Raw genomic sequence first — 21,142 nt, 5'->3', positions numbered from 1 at the left:
TAGTAAATTCAAGCCCCTGTTTTACCCAAACTGACTTCGGAAAATACAAGGTCGCATTTTCAACAACATTCCTCGGTCAAGATATGCGGGGACTCGTCAGTAGGTTTTGTCAGATAGGATTAGATGAAGTTGGTTTTGGTTGTATTTTCTTCCAGTTCCTCCTAATCACAGTTTTACCTCGGGGTGCGCGGCAAGCCGCGCTGAGACGTCGTTTGACGAACCCGTTGAACCTGAACCGGCTAGAACCGGCGGAGGGAAAGGTGACGGTTTCATCCATCCTTGCCCTCTCGCCGCAATGGAGGATGACATGAAGCATCTGCTAATTGCTGCGGGACTTCTGAGTGCAACAGCGGCTTTTGCCGCCGACAAACCTCAGCTGACCGTTTACACGTATGACAGTTTTGTTTCGGATTGGGGACCAGGTCCGCAAGTGGAAACTGCGTTTGAAGAGGTTTGCGACTGCAAGTTGAACCTTGTTGGCATCGAAGACGGTGCGGCGCTTTTGTCTCGCATTCGTCTTGAGGGCGAAAACACAGACGCCGATGTCGTGCTTGGGCTTGATAACAACCTGATCACATCTGCAAAGGAAACCGGTCTTTTTGCCCCTCATTCGGTGATTGCAGAGTACAACCTCCCGATCGAGTGGTCGGACGAAGTATTTGTGCCATTCGACTGGGGTTATTTCGCGTTTGTTCTTAATGCCGATGCGGTAGCCCCTGCTAACTTCCGTGAATTGGCAGATAGTGATACTAAGATCATCATCCAAGATCCTCGCTCTTCGACGCCGGGTCTGGGCCTGCTCTTGTGGGTCAAGGCAGCATATGGCGAGGAGGCATCGGAAATTTGGGCGGGCTTGGCCGACAATATCGTGACGGTTACCAAGGGGTGGTCAGAAGCTTATGGACTTTTCCTTGAAGGTGAAGCTGACATGGTCCTCAGCTACACCACATCTCCCGCTTATCATTTGATCGCTGAAGAAGACGACAGTAAGGCGGCCGCGTCCTTTGACGAAGGTCACTACATGCAGGTCGAAGTTGCCGCAAAACTGGCGAATACCGATCAGTCCGAACTTGCTGATCAATTTTTGCAGTTTATGGTGTCAGACAAATTCCAACAGATTATTCCAACGACCAACTGGATGTTTCCGGCGGTAACTCCGGCCAATGGGCTGCCTAAGGGGTTCGAGACTTTGATTGTCCCCCAAAAGGCGCTTTTGTTTGAGCCGGATCAGGCCGCAACAGAACGTGAACAGGCAATTTCGGAATGGCTGAGCGCGCTCAGCCAATAAGCCCTCTACCCGGTGTCGGTGCAGCCACGCTTGTTGCTGCACTGGTACTGGGTACTTTGGCAGCAGTTGCCCTGCGTGCTGACTCTGGTGGGATGTTTGCGTTTTCCGACTGGGCTGCCTTGCGTTTTACGCTGACACAGGCAGTTTTGTCTTCGGTGATCAGCGCTGGCCTTGCCATCCCGACTGCACGTGCACTGGCGCGCAGGAGGTTTTTTGGCAGGCAGGTATTGATAGCCTTGTTAGGGGCTCCGTTTGTTTTGCCGGTCATTGTTGCAATACTTGGCATTCTACAAGTATTTGGAAGGGCAGGTTGGATTTCTGAAGCTTTGGGCTTCTTTGGTCTTCCGGCCATCCGTGTATACGGATTACACGGTGTGGTGTTGGCACACGTATTCTTCAACTTGCCCTTGGCGACTCGTCTTCTTCTTCAGGGATGGCAGGAAATTCCGGCTGAACAGTTTCGGCTAGCTGCGCAGCTGAACTGCAAGGGTATGGCAATGTTTCGATTGCTTGAGTGGCCGATGCTGAAGCGCGTTCTACCCAGCGTTCTGGCAGTAGTTTTCGCGATCTGCCTGACCAGCTTCGCTGTCGCGTTGACGTTAGGCGGTGGGCCGCGCGCAACAACGATTGAACTCGCAATCTATCAGGCGTTTACTTACGATTTTAATTTGGGTCGCGCTGCGCTTTTGTCCACTGTCCAATTGGCATTGACGGCTGCCGCGGCATTGGTCGCGTTGCGATTTACGCGGAAAGAAGGATTTCGAACAGGGCTTGACAGGGCAATTCGTCGATGGGACGGGGGCTCCCCAGCAATCGATACGTTTTGGATCTCCGCCACTGCGGCTTTTCTGCTGTTGCCCCTGTCGTCAGTGGTGATTTCCGGCGTTGTGGGGTTATTAGAATTGCCGACTCAGGTCTTCAAGGCGGCAGTTATTTCGGTTGCAGTGGCTGTTGCCAGTACTTCCATCCTTTTGTTCCTGGCATTGCCAATGGCCGCAGCTGTGGCAGTCGGGCGGCACAGCTTTGTTGAGCTGATCGGGATTCTCGGTTTGGCGGCGTCGCCATTGGTAATCGGCACGGGTTTGTTTATTCTGATCAGACCTTTTGTGAATCCAACTGCGGTGGCGTTACCGGTCACCGCGTTGGTTAACGCAGTTATGGCCTTGCCTTTCGCGTTGCGAATTCTTGTTCCGGCAGCGCAGGAAACTGTTACTCGGTACAGTCGGCTCGCTCTCTCGCTCGACATGAAAGGCCATGTATTTTTTGCGAGTGTCTTGCTGCCTCGCATGCGGGCACAGATCGGATTTGCGGCTGGTTTGGCAATGGCACTTTCAATGGGAGATTTGGGTGTCATCGCTTTGTTCGCAGATGCACAGGTGGCAACTCTGCCTTTGCAAATCTATCGTCTGATGGGTGCCTATCAGATTCAGGCCGCGGCCGGAGGCGCGCTATTATTGCTGATGCTGTCCATGGGATCGTTTTGGGTTCTAGATCGTGGAGGTCGATGGCATGTTGAGACTTGATGAATGCGTCATCGCAAACGGTGATTTCGTTCTAAGGGCAAACCTTGAAGTCGCAGATGCCTCGTGCGTAGCGATCATCGGTCCTTCCGGAGCGGGCAAATCCACCCTACTTGAAGCTATCGCCGGGTTTCGTAATGTGAAGGGTGGCAGAATATTCTGGGATGGAGAGGACCTGACAAAACGGCCTCCGGGGAAACGTCCGGTGGCCTCGTTGTTTCAAGACAACAATCTTTTTCCGCATTTAAGCGCTGAGCAGAATGTGTCGTTGGGTATTCGTCCGAACGGGCGTGTTTCTAAAGATGAACGCGCTTTGGTCGCCTCCGCGCTTGGTCGCGTCGGCTTATTGGGGATGGGCACTCGCAAACCATTTGAGTTATCAGGGGGACAACAAAGCCGTGTGGCCTTGGCGCGAGTGTTGGTTCAGCAACGAGACCTGTTGTTGCTAGATGAGCCTTTCGCCGCATTGGGTCCTGCGTTGAAGGCCGAAATGCTGGATCTTGTGGCTCAACTTATTTCGGGAACTAACAAAACATTGTTGATGATTAGCCACGACCCGCAGGATGCGCGGCGCATCACGAACAAGTCTATCTTGGTCGCGGACGGAATAGCCCATCCGCCAGAGCCGACGGAACATTTGCTGAATAATCCACCGACGAGCTTACGCGATTATCTTGGGTGAAGTCAGGTACTGTGTAGCCAGCTACTAAAAAATTTCACACAATCAGAAGAGTTCCTTCCTCTATCGACCTGATTTCAAAATCATTGGAGCGGCCTGACCTGTCCAAAGACGACTTTTGCCAGACGCCGATAGAGCCGGGACATTTCGAAGGCTGATTTTGAATATTCGTGAATTGCGAATAACCTGAATCAAAAATGTCAGTTTGTTTTTGAGAGCCCGGAATGGAATTTATTGTCGACGGATTAAACGGAATACTTTGGAATTATGTCCTTATCTACGGGCTGTTGGGCGCCGGGATATTTTTTACGATCCGGCTTGGCGCCCTTCAGTTTCTGCATTTCGGAGAAATGCTGCGTGTCATAACCTCGGCCCCCAGAACGGACAGGCGCGGAATAACGCCTTTTCAGGCACTGACCGTCAGCCTTGCTTCCCGCGTTGGGACAGGAAACCTCGCCGGTGTTGCAGTGGCTTTGTCGCTGGGCGGACCTGGTGCAATATTTTGGATGTGGATGGTGGCATTGGTCGGGATGGCTACGGCTTATTCCGAGAGTACCTTGGCACAGCTCTACAAAATAACGACCAAATCAGGCGATTTTCGTGGAGGGCCCGCTTTCTATATATCAAAGGGGTTGAATGCGCCTTGGGCAGGAGTGTTGTTTTCGATCTGCCTTATCCTGAGTTTTGGGCTGATTTTTGTCGCGGTCCAGTCGAACTCAATCGCAGAAGCCTTGTCCGGTGCCTTTGGCCTTGAAAAGTTATGGGTTGGAGCTGGCGTAGCCGTAATTGCTGCGATCGTGATTTTTGGGGGTATCAAGGCGATAGCTAGGGTCGCTGAAATCGTGGTGCCATTCATGGCAGGCGGATATCTTTTGATCGCCGTTGTCGTTATGGTCTTGAACTTCTCAGAAGTGCCGGGATTGCTCTGGCTCATAGTGTCTAGCGCTCTTGGACTGCAAGAAGCAGCAGGCGGTGTCGCTGGTGGAGTGATGGCCGCAATGTTGAACGGAATCAAGCGCGGTTTGTTTTCTAACGAGGCCGGAATGGGTTCAGCACCTAACATTGCCGCTGTCGCCACGCCGTCACCGCACCATCCCTCCAGCCAGGGAATGGTTCAGGCTTTTGGCTGCTTCGTCGACACGATCCTTGTGTGTACCGCCACCGCACTGATGATCCTTTTGTCAGGTGCTTTAGCCGGTGGAGAAGCTACCGGAATGCAGTTGACGCAAAACGCTTTAGACGTCCATCTTGGACCAACCGGGACCTATTTTATTGCTGTTGCAATTATCTTTTTTGCGTTCACATCGATACTCGGCAACTATTCCTACGCAGAAAACGCGATGGTTTTCCTTGGGTTAGAGGGAAGGGTGGCAATGACGATTTTGCGGTCAGGATGTCTGGCGATGGTCGTATGGGGTTCAGTTCAAACAGTAGCAACCGTTTTCAACTTTGCAGATGCTGCGATGGGCCTGATGGCTGTAATCAATATAACCGCGATTTTGTTATTGTCTGGAACTGTCTATCGCTTGACCAAAGACTATTTCGATCAGCGTAAGTCCGGGAAAGAACCAACATTTATTCTAGAGAACTTTGACGGAAAGCCAAAGGGCATCTCGAAGAATATATGGAATGAGACCGACGATGTTTCAGCCACCTGATCCAGTGCGTTTTCAAGAAATTCTTGACGACATCGTTGATCGGATGCGCTTTGAAACAGAACGGGGAGCGGCCGCCAGCTATATTCCTGAACTTGCTGATGTTTCCCTGAACCGGTGCGGAATTGCTGTGGCGCCGCTTGGTGGACCTGTGCTGTCGTCAGGTGACAGTGCGGTACCATTCTCGATCCAGAGTATCTCCAAAATATTCAGTTTGGTCTTGGCACTTGGTCACGTTGGAGCGGCACTTTGGCAACGCGTTGGGCGTGAACCTTCGGGTGATCCATTCAACTCTATCGTTCAACTTGAATTTGAACGTGGAAAACCACGAAACCCATTCATTAATCCGGGCGCAATTGTCGTTTCCGACATTATTACCCTGAAGTCGCGGGAAGCTGCTGAAAATCATCCGGTTTTGCAGCTGTGCCAAGATCTGGCCGACGACCACACGATATACGTTAACGAAAACGTCTTTCAGTCGGAGGTTGCAACGGGCGACAGAAATCGGGCGTTGGCCTATTTCATGCTGGCTGAAGGCAACATTGAGTGTGACGTGCGCCAGGTAACAGAAAGTTACTTTCGTCAATGCAGCATTGAGATGAGTTGTCAGCAGCTTGCACTTGCGACACGTTTCTTGGCCGCTGGGGGCAATGATAAGGGGGCATCACGTTTTGGTGTTACTCCGGAAAGGGCGCGGCGCATCAATTCGTTAATGATGACATGTGGATGTTATGATGCTTCGGGGGAAGTTGCATTTCGGGTCGGACTACCGTGCAAGAGCGGCGTTGGAGGCGGCATTGTGGCCATTGTACCCGGCGTCGCCTCGTTGGCTGCTTGGAGTCCGGGGCTGGACGAGAAGGGAAACTCTGTTCTGGCATTGAAGGCGATAGAAGAGTTGACACGTAGATTGGGGTGGTCCGTCTTTTGAAATTCCGGCAGCGTTGCGTGGTCAGAAAACGATCCTTGTTCGTAATCCAAAAAGTGTGATGTTGTCCTGATCAGGATTTAGCAACGGGTCCGAGATAAATTGGACCGACGGTGTTATTTGAAGCCCGGGCGATATAGAAAATCGATAGAAGGCTTCAAACGTAAATTGATCTCCGTCGACCCCTCGCGCTTCGGCCCAATTCAGGCCCAGTCCGGCCAGATCTGTGTTCCGACCATAATATCCTATGCCAGTTGAGACGGAACGGTCGTACAGAGCGGCCGTCCCCTTGGCAGCCCCTGCGCGAAAAAACGGCATCCACTGATTTCCTACAAACCACGCTGCTGAAAAGGCGGTGCCATAGTCTTCTTCGCGGCCTTGGTCTTCAGAGCCATCCGCGTGCCAAAGCGTAAGGTGGACGTTGTCGAGATAGATGCGGTCAAAGCCCGAAGTGTAGCCAATCTCTAAAGATTTGAAGAGGTTTCCATCGCTAAAAACATCAAAGTCAGGGTTTGAAGGATCAGCGTCGGCATCGGCCAAACTAGCTACGGCGTAAAAATTACTACTGAGCTTGAGACCTCCGGCGATGCCGATCCCTTGGTTCGGCGTGTTAATGGTTGGGTTTGTATTAAAAGACAGGTTTTGAAATCCGCTGTAGGGGCTGACAAGCCCGTAAACGTCAACAAAATCTGTCACATCGATCTGCCCGATTTGTAACGTCCAAGAACCATCTCCGGCGCGTTGGGTCCAAAACAGGTTCGTCAAAAGCAAGCCATTGTCATTGAAGGCGGTACCGGTAATCGATAATGCACCGCCGTCCAGACCAAGAAACTGTGGAGCCACATCAGTGTAGCTGTGCCGATCTTCAATCTTGAACGTCAGCGACCCCAGATCAGTTGCTTGCCAACTGCCAAAGAAACGAGCGATACCGCTTGCGGCCTCTCCCTCTCCTAAATCGGCGTCAGTCGTTTGTCCTAAGGCAAGATAATCGATCGAGAACCGAAAACCGTTTTCGCCAAGCTTGTCCTTCCACGCAAACCAACCAGGAGCTACGTTTCGTGGAAAATCTGAACGATATTGGGGATCGGTTAAACCATCACCTGGCTCTAGTTCGGCGACCACGGACGAAGGGCCCGACAATCCTTGAGCTACAGCGATTGAAGCACCAGCAAAAGATATTAACAGAGCGAGGCACCATTTCATCATTCTGACGCCTGTCTACCACCGGTTTTACGTGCGCCTGCGGCCCGTAATTTTTTGGCGGCACTTTCGCTCCACTCCAGTTGATCTTCGCGGCTCTCAAGCGTTTCAACTTTGGCTGCCTCAAGCTGAAACGTGGCTTGCATGGGCATCAGGCCGTCGACTACTACCATCTGGTGATTGGAAGGAGCAATCTCCAATTTTCCCGTCAGCCGAACGGGTTCGTGAAAATAAGCAGGCGTCCAATCACCGTTCAATTGAACTCGGATCATTTGGTTCGGTGGCGGCGGCGGCATGTGGCTGCACATCCCCCTTTCAGGGACCAGATATGCGATGGCTTTTCCGCTCGCGTCCGGCGGTGCCGGAATAGCAAAGCCGGCAAGCGTGACGGTCCGCCCGTCGTATAATGGATTGCCAGCTGTCGCAGCCTTTTCTCGCCGTTCTTTAACAACCTCGCGTTGGGACAGTAACCAATCGACGTCGACGCCATCGTCTGCCAAAACATCTTCGGTTTTGGTCAGTAATTCTTGCCACCTTAACCGTTCTTCCTCACTGCCTGCATTTTGCTGGAGACGACCGCGCAAACGCACAACAAGCAGCACGTCGTCGAATTGCTCTGGCGTCAGATCTCTATAGGGGTCTTCAAAGATTTGAACGGTGGGATCAGGAAGATCGACCCAGTCTACAGAGATGCCCGCAGAAACAACAGATCCGGCACCGACACAGAAGAAACAAGTCAGCACTGCGACCTTTATACGAAAAAACATGCCTAAGTTTCTCCCGATCTTTGGCAATCCAGGTGGAACCAGATACGACATTAATCTAGCGTGTTTTTGTAAACTACGCCGTCCTTCATGATTAAACGGATGGTTTCCGGGCTGTCCGGCCTCAGGTCGGCTCCGAACCATTGATCTCCGGTGCCGACGACCGAAAAATCCTCGAGCGGATTTCCGTCGATCAATAAGATATCTGCATAGGCCCCCTCTTCGATCACTCCCAATTTCCCAGCTGTGTAGGGATTCATGAAATCACCAGATAACGCGACGACCTCGCAGCCTGTAGAAGTCAGTGTAACCATCGAGGTAAAGGGTCCAAAGAACTCGTTATTGAGATGTTTTTCGTAGGCGATTTGTATGTTGCAAGCCTCAACCGACCCGACGCAATCGGTCTGAAACCCTCGTTTCACTGGGCATTCCTTCATGTTGTCGATGTAACCGGCAAAAGTGGCCGAGGCTGACTTGGCCTTTGCAAGGCTTGAAGGCACGTTTGCAACCGCAGGGATTTCCAGAAGACCCGGGTCAAAAGCCGTTAGGTTCGTGGTGATATAAGCACCTTTTTCGTTCATGACTTCGGCAATTTCGCAATCAAACGAAAACCCGTGTTCAATTGACATTACCCCGGCGTCGAGTGCATTCAGAATTGCTTCTTTTCTGTAAGAGTGTGCCATCACATAGCTGCCATACTCATTCGCGACTTGCACAGCGGCTTTTATTTCTTCAGGGGAGCCGGCCAGCAATTGCCAGGGATCGAATGCCGAGACGACACCGCCGGATTGCATGAACTTCAACTGCGTCGCACCCATGCGGAAGTTGTTGCGGGCGAATTTGTAGACATCATCAACACCGCTAACCTCTTGCGCCATGTTCAGTCGACCCATGTTTGTGCTTGAGCCCGGTGGCGCGGTGAAGTTTGCGAAATCGGCGTGACCACCGCGTGTCCCGATGAACGCGCCGGAAGGATAGTAGCGGGGACCTTCGATCTGTCCCGAGTCTATTGCTCTGCGAAGCCCACCATTCGCCCCTCCGGCGTCCCGCACCGTGGTGAAACCTTGCATAAGGTACATTTCGGCCATCCGGGCGCCATGGATAGCAAAGTCTTCCCAGGTGGTGTTGGCTTCCATTGCCGGCAGTGTCGGCCCCATCAGCATTAGGTGTGCGTGCAATTCAATAAATCCGGGGGTAAGGGTGCGACCGCCGCCGTCAATGACATTGGCGTTTGGGGCATCAATTGTATCTGTTGAAACAGTTTTGATTAGATTGCCTTCGACCAACACGCTGGCATTCTCGATCCTTTGTTCGTTGACGCCATCAAAGACATGCACGTTGGTGAACAAAGTCTGTTCAAGCGCTTCGTCTTGAGCAAGTGCAGATCCGCCCAAAGCCCAAACAGCCAACAGGCTATATGATATACTTTTCATTGCTCTCTCCGCTAGACCGTTTCAGTCAAAAATATTTTTCTTTGAATATGATAGGAGGAGAGACTTTGAGTCAATCTGGCAGACTTGGATGCATTGGCTTTGGATGCAAGTACCAACAAACCGGAGATCTTTTACTTGGCCCTAAGCGGGGTATAAACTTTATCTCCTAGCGTAATTACCAAAGTAGTCTGCCAAAATATCAAAGACAATCCGAATTCGCTGTGCGGTATGCAGCTCTGAATGAGTGGCCAACCAAATCGGAAAAGTGAACGGCTCACGTTCGGGCAGCACCCGTTCTATTTCTGGTGCCAGGTTCGCCACATCATCCGACATGACACAAACGCCAAGACCTTGTCGCACCATCTCCCACGAGACGATGCCGCTTGCTGAGGTCATACGAAAGTTTTGGGTTGTTACTGGAACGCCTGCAGGTTGCAGAAAGCCAATCATTGTATTGACATCTGAAAATCCAACAAAGTCCAGTTTGGCGAGCTCCGCCTCGGACTTTGGCCGCCCGACCTGATCCAGATAAGATGGCGCAGCGTAGAAGCTTGCAGTGCCCTGGGCCACCAGCTTGGCAATAAGATCAGGCTGTGTTGGGCGTACGTGCCGAATAGCTATGTCAGCTTCCCTTTGTCGAATGTTTCGGATGTCATTGGCTGCGACCACATCAATTTCCAACAGAGGTGCCGCACGGCGTATTTGTTTCAACGCGAATGGCAACTGGTAGGCCGACATAACATCTGAGGCCGTAATCCGTACTTGCCCTTCAATGGTTTGGGATTGGCTTGTTGCGGTCAATGAAATTTGGTTTGCGACATCCGCCATTTCCCTTGCGTGGGACAGCAGCTCATTGCCCGTGCTTGTCAACGTTAAAGATTTACCGGACCGCTCAAACAGCTTGACGCCCAGTTCCTGTTCTATGGCGGCGATTTGGCGTCCTATGGTAGGTTGCGTTTGCCCAAGTTCGCGTGCGGCCGCAGAAAATGATCCTTTCTCTGCAGTCACCAGAAATGTTCGCACGTGGTTCCAGTCAAAGTTGATAGCCTGCCAATTCATGCATAAATGCATATCATCTCTGCAGTAAGACGCAATTTCTCAATAGATGCGTTTAGGTTAAGCGTGCTGCCATCAAAATCCGAAAGGTTCACCAAAGATGGCTACAATATCCAAAGATGCTGCTTTCTGGAGCAAAATATCGAGGAAATACGCAGCGAGCCCGATTGGAAATATGGACGGGTACCGAAATACACTTGAACGTACCAAATCCCACTTAAAGCCTAGCGATAACGCATTGGAAATGGGTTGTGGCACAGGATCGACAGCGTTGCTTCTTGCTCCACACGTGGCCAATATAACGGCGACCGATATAGCACCGGGAATGATTGAGATCGCGCAAGAAAAGTTGGATCAGGGTGGTCCCGAAAATGTGAAGTTTAAAGTGGCGGAAGTACAAGACCATGCACGGGATAATGGATGCTATGACGTTGTTATGGCGCATAATTTGCTTCACCTCCTGCCAGATCTGGACGAAGCACTGACCGTAATATCTAAAATTACCAAAACAGAAGGATTATTCATTTCCAAAACTGTTTGCGCACCTAACAAAACAGGATTGAAGTATGGGTTGATCCGACATCTGGCGATTCCGGTCATGCAGGCCATTGGTAAAGCTCCGTTCGTAAAGTTCGTGTCCGCGAAGGAGCTAGAGCGTAAGATCGAAGATGCAGGTTTCAAAATTCTGGAGACCGGCGATCAAGCCGGGACGATGCTCAGTCGGTATATTATTGCTCGTAAAACCTGAAGTCCCACGAATTTTGGAAAATGGACACTTGGTTCACAATGATTATTCTCCGCCTTGGTGACCACCGGTGAAATAACTGCAGTCCCAGGTGCGGCAAAACCGCTGTTATGCCAATGACGCCCAGTTTCTCAAGTCGAGGTTTAAATTTTATCTCGGGTTTGCCATCCCAATAGGTTGACGCACGCAAATACAATCGCAGCAACGCAAACGATAGAAGGGCCGGCAGGTGTGTCAAAGACATAGGCCGATCTCAATCCAATCACAGCCGAGGCCCCTCCGATAACCGCTGCGACAACGGCCATGGCCTCGGGGGATCGGGCTAGGCTCCGTGCTGCGGCTGCAGGGATGATTAACATTGCAGCGATCAGCAACACGCCCACAACCTTAATCGCAACCGCTACGGTTACTGCCAGAGACAACGTCAGAATTAGCTGCTCGCGTTTTGGGTCAAAGCCGCTGGCATAGGCTAGTTCCTCGTTCAGTGTAGCAGTCAAAAGCTCCGACCATCGCCAGGTAATTAAGGCAACGACAAGCGCCGCTCCTCCCCAAATTATCAACAGGTCGGTGCGCGAAACTGCCAAAATGTCGCCAAAGAGATATGCCATCAAGTCGATGCGCACCCCCGATAAGAAAGATACGGCTACCAGACCAAATGCCAGGGCCGAATGGGCCAAGACCCCCAAAAGCGTATCCATCGCATAGCCGCGGCCACTTAGGACAGTAACTGTCAAAGCCATGATAAGAGCGACCGCAAGGGCGCCTGCAAATATCGACATCTGAAGCGTAAGCGACAACGCGACACCCAGAATTGCAGCGTGTGCTGTTGCGTCGCCGAAATATGCCATCCGGCGCCAGACAACAAAACACCCAAGAGGCGCGGCAGCTAGCGCCACTCCGACACCAGCAAGCGTCGCCCTGGTCATAAAATCATCAAGCATTATTCTGCGGCTTCCTGAGAACTCTTACTGTGATCATGATGGTGGTCATGTTCGTGACGATATAAGGCCAAAGCACCACCCGTTCCGGTGCCAAACAATGCTCTGTATTCCGGTGCCGAAGCGACGACGGCCGGAGAGCCCTCGCAGCAAACATGACCATTCAAACAAATGACCCTGTCCGAGGCACTCATTACGACATGCAGTTCGTGGCTAATCATCAAAACCGCACAACCCGTTTCCTTTCGGACTGCCTCGATCTGCTGGTAAAAAGCGGCAGAGCCACGCTGATCAAGACCCTGAGTTGCTTCATCCAAAAGCAGAATATCCGGTCGATCAATAAGGGCGCGTGCAAGCAGGACTCGTTGGAACTGTCCACCGGACAATCGCGACATCTGGTTGTTCAACAAATCCGGTACGCCAGCCGATTCCAGTGCTTTCACACAATCCTGACGCGGCACCCGGTTAGTAAGGCGCATAAAACGTTCGACGGTGATAGGCAATGTCGGATCAATATGCAGTTTTTGGGGGACATAACCTATCTTTAGCCCGGGGTTGAGAGTGACGCGTCCAGCCGAAAGCGGGGTGGCGCCAATGATGGCCCGCAAAAGACTTGTTTTGCCTGACCCATTTGGCCCGACTATAGTTACGATCTCTCCAGACTCGATGGTCATATCCACATGGTGCAAAACAGTATTTTCACCATATTGGACGCTTAAATCTTCCACAGTTACGAGAGCCATTACTGGGCCTTTTCGGTACAGTCAGGGCATATTCCTTCGGCTTCTACGACCGTACGTTCAATCTCAAAGCCCGCTGCCTTTGCTGCGGCACCAAGCACACCTTTTGCTGTGGCCGAGTGCGTTTCAGCGACGGCTTCGCACTTTCTGCAGATCATGAAGGCTGGAGAATGCGAAGCGCCCGGATGTGCGCAAGCGACGAAGGCGTTTAACCTTTCAATCTTATGCACAAATCCATTTTCCACCAAAAAGTCGAGCGCCCGATATGCAACAGGCGGCTGCGACCCAAACCCTTCTTCGCGCAAGCGATCAAGAATTGCGTAGGCGCCAAGCGCTCTGTGTTCTTGCAGCAGCATCTCCAACACTTTACGCCTGACGGGTGTCAGCCGCAAACCTTCGGCGCTGCATCGCGCCTCGGCGTTTTTAAGTCCGGTTTCAACACAGCTCTTGTGGTCATGTTTATGAAATCCAACAAGGCCGCCGTCATCGGCTTGCATGGGGCGTGTCTCACTTGTCATGTTATTCCATATCATATATGCCACTCGTAACGTTATAAAATCACATAGAGGGTCATATGTCCAGAAAGCTCCTTCCCGTTTCAATAACCGCTGCAGTGATGGGTGGAACGGCTATTGCGGAGGTTCCCAACGTGGCGGTGGACATCACGCCAGTGCATTCTTTAGTTGCGCGCGTGATGCAAGGGGTTGGCACACCAGACCTGATTGTGCAACCGGGTGCGTCACCACACGAATACAATCTGCGCCCATCAGAGGCAGCCGCGTTGCAAGAGGCGGACATAGTCTTCTGGATCGGTGAAGATCTGACCCCGTGGATGGAAGGTGCCATTGGAACCCTTGCCGAAGGCGCAACGGTAACGTCTTTACTGGAAACTGACGGCACCGTTTTATTGGACTTCCGCGAGGGGGCGTTGTTCGAAGCACATGACCACGGGCATGATGCTCATGCCGATGAAGAACATGTCGACCACGATGACCACGGCGATGAGCATGCGCACGACGACCACGCCAAAGAAAAAAAACATGGCGACCATGATCACGACGAGCATGCCGAGAAACATGAAGATGGTGATGATCATGCTGAGGGTAAAGATCATGGTCATGAAGATGAACATGATCACGACGAGCATGCTGAGCATGAGGACCACGACGATCACCACCATGGCGCGCATGATCCTCATGCCTGGCTATCTCCGGCAAACGCCGGGAATTGGCTAAACGTGATCGCGGCACAACTATCGGCAGCTGACCCGGATAACGCTGGCGCTTACTTCGCGAACGCGGCATCAGCGCGCGAGGAAATGGAGGCGTTGACTGTCGAAGTGGCGGGAATGCTTCAGCCTGTTCAAGGTGGTAGCTTTATCGTGTTCCACGATGCCTATCAGTATTTTGAAGACGAGTTTGGTTTGCCAGCTTCGGGTGCGATTTCCATTGGAGACGCTTCTGACCCGAGTCCGGCTCGTATTGCAGAGATTCAAGCGCGCATTAAGGAAGAAGGTATCACCTGCGTTCTGGCGGAACCGCAGTTCAATCCGGACCTTGTCGAAACGGTGCTTGACGGAACTGAAGCTAGTACCGGTGTCATTGATCCGTTGGGGGCGGAGCTTGAACCCGGAGCCGACTTGTACCCGCAAGTCATTCGTAACATGGCTAAAACCTTGTCCGATTGCTTGTAAGATAAACAGCCAGCCTGTTCGAAAGAAGCGAATGGGCTGGCCCATCACTACTGTTGCCCGCTCTTTTAGATGCAGCCCATCAAAAGATGACGCTAAAAATCTCCTGAGTTCTTCGACAACCATATGAACTCTCGATCTGGGCAGCAGGTCTAAGATGTTTTTGTAAAACCTGAAGATGCAACGGCACTCGAAGAAAAAGCCCGAGTGAGCCTATTTGCTTGTACTCAGACGAAACGTCGGGCTTCTGCTGAAACAGACGGTGTACTGTTCCCAGGAACGTCCAACGCGTTTATTCGCCTCTCACAAATTAGACGAGTTACCGCCTAATTCCGGCCACATGAATTGTTTAGAAGAAGGAAACAGTTAACGTTTGACTGAATTTGCTTCGCTGAATCGGCTAGTTGGGGTTCGTATGTTATGACCGGAAGTTTTTCGGCTCGGAGCGCGCAAAAGAACAAAAGGGATTTCCAGACCCCAAAATTGGTGTCGCTGGTTGTCCCTGTTTTTAATGAACAGGATTCCATAGGAAAATTCGTGGAACGCATTCACGAGGTTCTGGATCCGATGGCGCCGGCGACAGACTATCAAATAGTTTTTGTAAATGACGGTAGCCAGGATGCTAGTGAATTTGCAATTCGAAGCCTGATGAAAAATGACGCGCACATCGCTTTGCTTAACCTTTCACGTAATTTTGGCAAGGATTCAGCGTTGTGCGCAGGGTTGGAGCACGCAGTTGGGGACGCCGTAATTCCGATGGATGTGGATCTTCAGGATGCGCCGGAAGTAATCCCCGAAATGATAACGAAATGGCGCGAAGGTGCACAGATAGTGAATGCTCGACGAGTGGACCGGTCGAAAGACAGCTGGATCAAACAGAGGTCGGCTGCCGCCTTTTACAAAGTTTTCAATTCTCTGGCCGAAAGACCGATTCCAGCCAATGTAGGCGACTACAGATTGCTCGACCGTCAGGTCGTGGATGTTGTTCGGGAAATCGGTGAAAAATCACGATTCAACAAATCCATCTTTAGTTGGGTCGGGTTCGACACTGCAGAAGTGACATTTCAGCGCCCAGAACGTATCGCGGGAAGATCAAGCTGGTCTTACTGGAAACTATGGAACTTTGCGTTGGACGGGATTTTCACGAGCTCTACGGTTCCTCTTCGGGTCTGGAGCTATGTAGGTACGATTTTGTCACTCGCTTCGTTTGGCTACGCAGCCTTTATTCTTTTCTACACTCTGTTTTTAGGGGCAGATACTCCGGGTTATGCTTCGACGGTAATTTTGATCCTCTTGTTCGGCGGATTAAATCTGTTGGCGGTAGGTATTATTGGTGAATATGTAGGCCGGATTTTCAACGAAGTCCGGGATCGTCCAATTTACATCGTTCGATCAGCACATGGCCTGAAATCGGAGAAGTGACGTGGAACGCGGAACTTATGACCGAATGAGCCGAAACGAAGACGTTCATTGGTGGTTTGCCGGACGTCGAGATGTGATACGGGCGACCATCGATCGTTTGATCTCATTGCCGGAAAACGCGCGCATTCTAGAAGCGGGATGTGGAACGGGCGGCAACCTTGAAATGTTGATGGGCTTGGGCGAACTCGATGCATTCGAATACGACGCAGAGGCACGCGCTATTGCAGCGGAAAAGAGCTGTCTGGAAATAGCATACGGAGCGCTGCCAAATGATATCCCGAACCAAGATAAAAAATATGACCTAATCGCGTTGTTCGACGTGCTGGAACACATTGAAGATGACAGGGCCACGCTTGAAGGCCTATCGGGCTATTTAGCAGGTGACGCACGGCTCTTTGTTACGGTTCCCGCCTTGCCTTGGATGTGGTCAAGTCACGATGAGATGCACCATCACTTCCGCCGCTATACCAAAAATTCGCTGAAAGAGGTTTCTGAGAGAGCTGGGTTAGAAGTTGAGTATTCTTTTTACTTCAATAGCCTGCTGTTTCCGATCGCTGTTGGCCTACGCCGTTTTAAAGCTTTGTTCCATAAAGAAACAGCTGATGACGCAATGCCGTCTGATTGGGTAAACAAAATACTATATAGAGTTTTCTCGACTGAGAGGCATTTTGTTGGGCGCTTTCATGCGCCTATTGGTTTATCAGTTTGCGCCATTCTCAAACGAAAACAGGCCGGATAATGCTGACCCAGCTTACGAGATTTGCCGGCGTCGGTTTGTTCGCCACGATTTTGCATGTTTTGGTCGCCATGTTGGTGCGCAATTTGTTAGATTTGGATGTCCAAGCGTCAAATTTCGCGGGATTTCTGGCCGCGGTTTCTGTTTCCTATTTTGGCCATGCAGAGATGACATTTAAGGCAACGGGAAGCCATCAACAGCAAATGGTTCGTTTTGGGCTACTAGCTGTTTTGGGTTTGCTACTAAGTAGCGGTATCACCTATGTAATTTGTGAAGTGATGGATGCCAGTTTTGTTGTTGCTATGGCGATCGTTGCCGTCGTTGTGCCGAGTGTAACTTTTCTTATATCGAAATATTGGGTGTTTGCAGGTGACCAATCCAAAGTGGTTTACAAGGACTGGATCGGCGTCCTGTTCGCAATCGCGTTCGCGGGTCTTTACTTTGCCGTGTACAAGGACCGCCCCATCAATCACGATACAGCTTGGTATTTGGTAGCCACACGAAACTGGCTTTCTGGTGCTCAGCTGTATGTCGATATCGTCGAGGTTAACCCACCGCTTAACTTTTATCTGACGGTTCCGGTTGTTTTTCTGGCTGAATGGTTGAGCATGTCCGAGACAAACGCGCAGTATTTGACGTTGTCGATCTTGATGGCATTTAGCCTTGTTTGGGTATGGAACCTATTGCAACAGTACTCTGAGTTGGACTGGGGTCGGCAGTTCCTGATGTTGATCGCTGCAGCGGTTGCTATGGCTGTCCCAGCTGTTTCTTCAAGCGGCCAACGTGAACATCTCATGGTTATTTTCACTATGCCTTATCTTTTTGGGTACATAGTGATGCAGGGAGCAGGAACTGGCAAAGAGAGTGTCGGCCGCGCTGCTTTTGCCGCAATTGGTATTTGCATCAAGCCACACTTTGTTTTGATCCCGATCGCGCTCACGATAACTGAGATGTTTCTGAAGCGATCACTAAAGCCCGTGGTTTCAGCGTCAAACGTCACATTGTTCGCAATTGGGGGGGTATATCTGGTAGCGGCCGCAAAATTGCATCCCGAGTATTTCACCAAAATTCTGCCAATTGCGACATCTGTTTACGGGGCCTATCGATTTAACGATGCAACGGTAATTCGCCTTGTTGTGCCTGCCATTCCACTGCTATTTCTGGCGGCCTCAGTTTTGGCTGTGCTTTACGGTCGGGGTCGTATGGCGGCACTGCCTTTTGCGGCAGTTTTAGCTGGATGCGTAATATACTTTGTTCAGTGGACCGGCTTTGGGTATCAGGCTGTTCCGATCCACGCCTTTGCCATTGTCGGGTTTACGTGGTTGATTTTGCAAGCTCGGCTCAATTGGCTACTTGCCTCTGTGTCAGCTTTGGGTCTGGTCGCCTGTGTGTCGCTCGCGTTCCAAAAAGGGTTTTATCGCAACGATTTAACAGAGAGTTTTTTGTCGATATTGAGGGCAGAAACGCCCGATCCACGGATAATGGTGTTCTCTTCTTCGCTGGCTCCGTCTTTTCCGTTGGTGTTAGAATCTGATGCAGTTTGGACAAGTCGCTATCCCGCGTTGTGGCTCGTACCGGGTGCAGCGAACGGGTTGCGTGTGGAAAACTGCGAAGCGAACTCTGAGCGCTGCGCCAAGTTGAATAAAATCCAGAGTAGAACCCGCACCGAAATTGTTGATGATTTTGTCGGAAATTCCCCAAATTTTCTGGTGTTCGACAACACTCCACCCTTTGTATTTCAACCGTTCAACTTCATTGAATTTCTCGAAAAAGATCAGCGTTTTACTGAAGCGATGAACCGCTACGTGGTGATAGAGCAGGATTCCAGATTCACGTTTTGGGGACTTCGCTGAGACCACAATCATAGTCGCAAAGAGCGATCTGAGCATATAGCCATTCACATTTTGGGTCTGCATGTGTTGAAATCACTGCGGAAAGACTAATCAGGCGAAAGGGCTGACATGCAAAACCATGGATATGCATCGGGCAGGTTGAACTTACCGTTTGTTGGTATTTCGACATTTGCGAAATCCGTCTATGTCCAAGATTGGGATCAGATTGAGGCTGACGTTTGCGTTTTAGGTGCACCTTTTGATTTTGGGACACAGTGGCGGGCAGGGGCCCGGTTTGGCCCCCGCGCGGTTCGCGAGGCATCAACCCTGTTCAGCTTCGGTCATGCCGGCGCGTATGACCATGAAGATGATCTGACTTATTTGGATAGCTCGGTGCGCATTGTCGACTTAGGAGATGCGGACATCATTCACACCAAAACTGATGAAAGCCATAACAACATTGCCTTTGGCGTGCGCAAAATTTTGGAAGCAGGTGCTTTGCCATTGGTCATTGGCGGTGACCACTCGATCAATATTCCGTGCATATCCGCATTCGCGGATGATTGCGCGGAAAATGGTCCGATCCATATTGTTCAAATTGATGCGCACCTGGACTTTGTCGACGAACGTCACGGAGTCACGAATGGCCACGGCAATCCGATGCGGCGTGCGATCGAAAAAGACTATGTGTCAGGAATGACTCAATTAGGTATCAGGAACGTCTCTTCAACCGCGAAAGAGGGGTATCAGGACGCACGCTCACGGGGATCGGATATCTTGTCCGTCCGTCAAGTTCGTGAGCTGGGAACTAAGGCCGTTTTGGAACGTATCCCTTCTGGTGTGCGCTATTATGTTACCATCGACATTGATGCTTTCTGTCCTTCAATTGCTGCGGGCACAGGCACGCCTAGCCATGGTGGATTCCTGTATTACGATGTGCTCGAGATTTTGCAGGGTCTGGCAGGGCGTGGTGATGTTGTTGGGATCGACCTAGTGGAAGTGGCGCCAGCCTACGATCCAACTGAAAGCACCCAGATATTGGCAGCTCAGTTATTACTGAACTTCTTGGGCTTTATTTTTCACGAACGTGCACAACGTGGATAGTCGGCCATGGTGTGAGACTGAGGCCGGGAACATAATGCGTCCACAGACGTCAACTTTAGTCACTTATTTGATTGAAACTGTGTGCTAAAAAATTTGGAAAAAATACATCTGGAACCCGAGCGGTGATGAACTGCCGGGGCAATGTGCCCCGGCAGGTAATTTTATGCGTCAATAATGTTATGCTTTGGGCCATAAGGGAACCCGGTGATGTTCTCAGCTCCACTCTCACCTACGACCAGAATATCGTGTTCCCGATAGCCGCCTGCGCCGGGCTGTCCTTCGGGAATCCATAGCATCGGTTCGATTGAGACGACCATGCCTGGCTCTAGTACGGTGTCTATATCTTCGCGTAGTTCCAATCCCGCCTCTCGACCGTAGTAGTGGCTGAGAACACCGAAAGAGTGGCCGTAGCCGAAAGACCTGTACTTGAGCAATCCTTGATCGGCGAAGAAACGGTTGATCTCTGCAGTAATACCTGAACATGTGGCGCCAGGCTTGATAAGGCTAAGGCCCAATTCGTGCGCGGCGACGTTGGCTTGCCACAACCGCAGGCTATCTGGATCGGGTTCCCCCAGGAAAAGAGTTCGTTCAAGCGCGGTGTAATATCCCGAAATCATCGGAAAGGTGTTCAAAGACAGGATATCACCCTTTTGCAAGGAACGTTTGGTGACCGGGTTATGTGCTCCATCTGTGTTCAATCCTGATTGAAACCAAACCCAAGTGTCACGGTATTCGGCGTGAGGGTAAGCGCGGGCGATCTCAAATTCCATGGCGTCACGACCGGCCATTGCAACTTCGATCTCGGTCGCCCCTTCGCGTATCGCCGCCTGTACGGCTGCACCGCCAATGTCCGCCGTTCGTGCTCCGCCCTTAATCAGCTCGATCTCTTCGGCTGACTTGACCATTCGAGCGGCCATTGTGTCAGGTGCAACATTGATCAGCTCTGGATCACCGAGCATTTGCAGCGCCGTATCTCTGGCGGCAAGAGTCATGTGGTCGCTTTCAATTCCAACGCGTTTTGCATTGCCAATCAAATTGGCCACAGCGCGCCAATAATTATCCCGTTTCCAATCGGTGTAGATTACGTTGTCTTCGACAGAGCGTCGCCATGGCTGGCCAGCGTCGATGTTGGCCGAAACTGTCGTGCAACTGTCTTGCGTAACAACACATCCATAAGGGCGGCCGAACGCACAATAGAGGAAGCCCGAGTAGTAAGCGATGTTTTGCATCGAAGTCAGCAAAACCACTGGGATGTCCCGTTCGGCCATGATCGCTCGTAGCTTCGCGAGGCGGCGTGCATATTCTTGTTTGCTGAACGGTAGTGGGGCTTTGTCGCCATTATGGCAAGTGAAAAACTCTGGGCGATTTGAAGTGTCGGACATATTTGGCCTCTCTCATTTGCCGGGTATGCAATC

General features: G+C 51.2%; 19 protein-coding genes and 1 riboswitch. Of the genes, 11 read left to right on the top strand and 8 right to left on the bottom strand.

What is annotated here, in order from left to right:
• Positions 1-169: 169 nt before the first annotated feature.
• Positions 170-275: riboswitch (TPP riboswitch) on the top strand.
• Positions 276-307: 32 nt separating this feature from the next.
• The 5 genes from thiB to GOV45_RS16930 all read left to right on the top strand — a co-directional run bounded on the left by thiB (position 308) and on the right by GOV45_RS16930 (position 6,070).
• Positions 308-1,288 carry a thiamine ABC transporter substrate binding subunit gene (gene thiB, locus GOV45_RS16950; protein WP_170479963.1) on the top strand — a complete coding sequence of 327 codons (981 nt, stop codon included), beginning with the start codon at positions 308-310 and terminating at the stop codon, positions 1,286-1,288.
• Positions 1,264-2,811, top strand: coding sequence for a thiamine/thiamine pyrophosphate ABC transporter permease ThiP (locus GOV45_RS16945; protein WP_170479961.1), 1,548 nt, complete (start codon positions 1,264-1,266; stop codon positions 2,809-2,811). The genes thiB and GOV45_RS16945 overlap by 25 nt, the downstream gene beginning before the upstream one ends.
• Positions 2,798-3,490, top strand: coding sequence for a thiamine ABC transporter ATP-binding protein (locus GOV45_RS16940; RefSeq protein ID WP_170479959.1), 693 nt, complete (start codon positions 2,798-2,800; stop codon positions 3,488-3,490). Before GOV45_RS16945 ends, GOV45_RS16940 begins: the two co-directional genes overlap by 14 nt.
• 221 nt (positions 3,491-3,711) lie before the next feature.
• Entirely contained in the window at positions 3,712-5,145 is a 1,434-nt protein-coding gene (locus GOV45_RS16935) for an alanine/glycine:cation symporter family protein (RefSeq protein ID WP_170479957.1), read from the top strand.
• Positions 5,129-6,070: a glutaminase gene (locus GOV45_RS16930; RefSeq protein ID WP_170479956.1), complete on the top strand. Its 942-nt coding sequence runs from the start codon at positions 5,129-5,131 to the stop codon at positions 6,068-6,070. Before GOV45_RS16935 ends, GOV45_RS16930 begins: the two co-directional genes overlap by 17 nt.
• A gap of 21 nt (positions 6,071-6,091) precedes the next feature.
• Here GOV45_RS16930 and GOV45_RS16925 read toward each other — a convergent pair whose 3' ends face one another.
• The 4 genes from GOV45_RS16925 to GOV45_RS16910 form a co-directional block, all read right to left on the bottom strand.
• Complete coding sequence (locus GOV45_RS16925; RefSeq protein ID WP_170479955.1) at positions 6,092-7,273, bottom strand: carbohydrate porin; 1,182 nt, start codon at positions 7,271-7,273, stop codon at positions 6,092-6,094.
• Positions 7,270-8,034: a DUF3299 domain-containing protein gene (locus tag GOV45_RS16920; RefSeq protein ID WP_170479954.1), complete on the bottom strand. Its 765-nt coding sequence runs from the start codon at positions 8,032-8,034 to the stop codon at positions 7,270-7,272. Before GOV45_RS16920 ends, GOV45_RS16925 begins: the two co-directional genes overlap by 4 nt.
• Positions 8,035-8,084: 50 nt before the next feature.
• Positions 8,085-9,464: a metal-dependent hydrolase family protein gene (locus tag GOV45_RS16915; RefSeq protein ID WP_170479953.1), complete on the bottom strand. Its 1,380-nt coding sequence runs from the start codon at positions 9,462-9,464 to the stop codon at positions 8,085-8,087.
• A gap of 159 nt (positions 9,465-9,623) precedes the next feature.
• Positions 9,624-10,523 carry a LysR family transcriptional regulator gene (locus tag GOV45_RS16910; protein ID WP_170479952.1) on the bottom strand — a complete coding sequence of 300 codons (900 nt, stop codon included), beginning with the start codon at positions 10,521-10,523 and terminating at the stop codon, positions 9,624-9,626.
• A 97-nt stretch (positions 10,524-10,620) separates the two neighbouring features.
• On the opposite strand from GOV45_RS16910, the gene GOV45_RS16905 reads away from it, so the two are divergent.
• Complete coding sequence (locus GOV45_RS16905; protein ID WP_170479951.1) at positions 10,621-11,268, top strand: class I SAM-dependent methyltransferase; 648 nt, start codon at positions 10,621-10,623, stop codon at positions 11,266-11,268.
• Positions 11,269-11,408: 140 nt separating this feature from the next.
• Here the strand turns inward: GOV45_RS16905 and GOV45_RS16900 are convergent, their stop codons facing one another.
• Genes GOV45_RS16900 through GOV45_RS16890 form a run of 3 tightly spaced genes read right to left on the bottom strand, consistent with a single transcriptional unit; the run spans position 11,409 to position 13,461 of the window.
• Positions 11,409-12,206: an iron chelate uptake ABC transporter family permease subunit gene (locus GOV45_RS16900; RefSeq protein WP_170479950.1), complete on the bottom strand. Its 798-nt coding sequence runs from the start codon at positions 12,204-12,206 to the stop codon at positions 11,409-11,411.
• A complete protein-coding gene (locus GOV45_RS16895; RefSeq protein ID WP_170479949.1) occupies positions 12,206-12,946 on the bottom strand; it encodes a metal ABC transporter ATP-binding protein in 741 nt (246 codons plus the stop codon). Before GOV45_RS16895 ends, GOV45_RS16900 begins: the two co-directional genes overlap by 1 nt.
• Positions 12,946-13,461: a Fur family transcriptional regulator gene (locus GOV45_RS16890; protein WP_170479947.1), complete on the bottom strand. Its 516-nt coding sequence runs from the start codon at positions 13,459-13,461 to the stop codon at positions 12,946-12,948. Before GOV45_RS16890 ends, GOV45_RS16895 begins: the two co-directional genes overlap by 1 nt.
• Positions 13,462-13,517: 56 nt before the next feature.
• On the opposite strand from GOV45_RS16890, the gene GOV45_RS16885 reads away from it, so the two are divergent.
• The 5 genes from GOV45_RS16885 to speB all read left to right on the top strand — a co-directional run bounded on the left by GOV45_RS16885 (position 13,518) and on the right by speB (position 19,727).
• The gene (locus GOV45_RS16885; protein WP_170479945.1) at positions 13,518-14,636 is read left to right on the top strand and encodes a zinc ABC transporter substrate-binding protein; all 1,119 of its coding nucleotides are present in this window, start codon (positions 13,518-13,520) and stop codon (positions 14,634-14,636) included.
• Positions 14,637-15,053: 417 nt separating this feature from the next.
• Positions 15,054-16,055 (top strand): glycosyltransferase family 2 protein, encoded by a 1,002-nt coding sequence (locus GOV45_RS16880; RefSeq protein ID WP_170479943.1) that lies wholly within the window; start codon positions 15,054-15,056, stop codon positions 16,053-16,055.
• Between the two features lies 1 nt (position 16,056).
• Positions 16,057-16,794, top strand: coding sequence for a class I SAM-dependent methyltransferase (locus tag GOV45_RS16875; RefSeq protein ID WP_217362459.1), 738 nt, complete (start codon positions 16,057-16,059; stop codon positions 16,792-16,794).
• Complete coding sequence (locus GOV45_RS16870; RefSeq protein WP_170479941.1) at positions 16,794-18,644, top strand: GtrA family protein; 1,851 nt, start codon at positions 16,794-16,796, stop codon at positions 18,642-18,644. The genes GOV45_RS16875 and GOV45_RS16870 overlap by 1 nt, the downstream gene beginning before the upstream one ends.
• Before the next feature lie 108 nt (positions 18,645-18,752).
• A complete protein-coding gene (gene speB, locus GOV45_RS16865) occupies positions 18,753-19,727 on the top strand; it encodes an agmatinase (protein WP_170479939.1) in 975 nt (324 codons plus the stop codon).
• A gap of 161 nt (positions 19,728-19,888) precedes the next feature.
• Here speB and GOV45_RS16860 read toward each other — a convergent pair whose 3' ends face one another.
• Positions 19,889-21,109: an aminopeptidase P family protein gene (locus tag GOV45_RS16860; RefSeq protein WP_170479938.1), complete on the bottom strand. Its 1,221-nt coding sequence runs from the start codon at positions 21,107-21,109 to the stop codon at positions 19,889-19,891.
• Positions 21,110-21,142: the final 33 nt, after the last annotated feature.

The organism is Ruegeria arenilitoris (assembly GCF_013035425.1).
In the GTDB taxonomy this organism is placed as follows: Bacteria; Pseudomonadota; Alphaproteobacteria; order Rhodobacterales; family Rhodobacteraceae; genus Ruegeria; species Ruegeria arenilitoris_A.
This window is presented reverse-complemented; position numbering and strand designations above follow the sequence as displayed.

What these genes read in the sequence shown, in the direction of transcription:
- thiB (WP_170479963.1), top strand. Translation starts at nt 308, where the DNA reads ATGAAGCATCTGCTAATTGCTGCGGGACTTCTGAGTGCAACAGCGGCT.
- GOV45_RS16945 (WP_170479961.1), top strand. Translation starts at nt 1,264, where the DNA reads ATGGCTGAGCGCGCTCAGCCAATAAGCCCTCTACCCGGTGTCGGTGCA.
- GOV45_RS16940 (WP_170479959.1), top strand. Translation starts at nt 2,798, where the DNA reads ATGTTGAGACTTGATGAATGCGTCATCGCAAACGGTGATTTCGTTCTA.
- GOV45_RS16935 (WP_170479957.1), top strand. Translation starts at nt 3,712, where the DNA reads ATGGAATTTATTGTCGACGGATTAAACGGAATACTTTGGAATTATGTC.
- GOV45_RS16930 (WP_170479956.1), top strand. Translation starts at nt 5,129, where the DNA reads ATGTTTCAGCCACCTGATCCAGTGCGTTTTCAAGAAATTCTTGACGAC.
- GOV45_RS16925 (WP_170479955.1), bottom strand. Translation starts at nt 7,273, where the DNA reads ATGATGAAATGGTGCCTCGCTCTGTTAATATCTTTTGCTGGTGCTTCA.
- GOV45_RS16920 (WP_170479954.1), bottom strand. Translation starts at nt 8,034, where the DNA reads ATGTTTTTTCGTATAAAGGTCGCAGTGCTGACTTGTTTCTTCTGTGTC.
- GOV45_RS16915 (WP_170479953.1), bottom strand. Translation starts at nt 9,464, where the DNA reads ATGAAAAGTATATCATATAGCCTGTTGGCTGTTTGGGCTTTGGGCGGA.
- GOV45_RS16910 (WP_170479952.1), bottom strand. Translation starts at nt 10,523, where the DNA reads ATGAATTGGCAGGCTATCAACTTTGACTGGAACCACGTGCGAACATTT.
- GOV45_RS16905 (WP_170479951.1), top strand. Translation starts at nt 10,621, where the DNA reads ATGGCTACAATATCCAAAGATGCTGCTTTCTGGAGCAAAATATCGAGG.
- GOV45_RS16900 (WP_170479950.1), bottom strand. Translation starts at nt 12,206, where the DNA reads ATGCTTGATGATTTTATGACCAGGGCGACGCTTGCTGGTGTCGGAGTG.
- GOV45_RS16895 (WP_170479949.1), bottom strand. Translation starts at nt 12,946, where the DNA reads ATGGCTCTCGTAACTGTGGAAGATTTAAGCGTCCAATATGGTGAAAAT.
- GOV45_RS16890 (WP_170479947.1), bottom strand. Translation starts at nt 13,461, where the DNA reads ATGACAAGTGAGACACGCCCCATGCAAGCCGATGACGGCGGCCTTGTT.
- GOV45_RS16885 (WP_170479945.1), top strand. Translation starts at nt 13,518, where the DNA reads ATGTCCAGAAAGCTCCTTCCCGTTTCAATAACCGCTGCAGTGATGGGT.
- GOV45_RS16880 (WP_170479943.1), top strand. Translation starts at nt 15,054, where the DNA reads ATGACCGGAAGTTTTTCGGCTCGGAGCGCGCAAAAGAACAAAAGGGAT.
- GOV45_RS16870 (WP_170479941.1), top strand. Translation starts at nt 16,794, where the DNA reads ATGCTGACCCAGCTTACGAGATTTGCCGGCGTCGGTTTGTTCGCCACG.
- speB (WP_170479939.1), top strand. Translation starts at nt 18,753, where the DNA reads ATGCAAAACCATGGATATGCATCGGGCAGGTTGAACTTACCGTTTGTT.
- GOV45_RS16860 (WP_170479938.1), bottom strand. Translation starts at nt 21,109, where the DNA reads ATGTCCGACACTTCAAATCGCCCAGAGTTTTTCACTTGCCATAATGGC.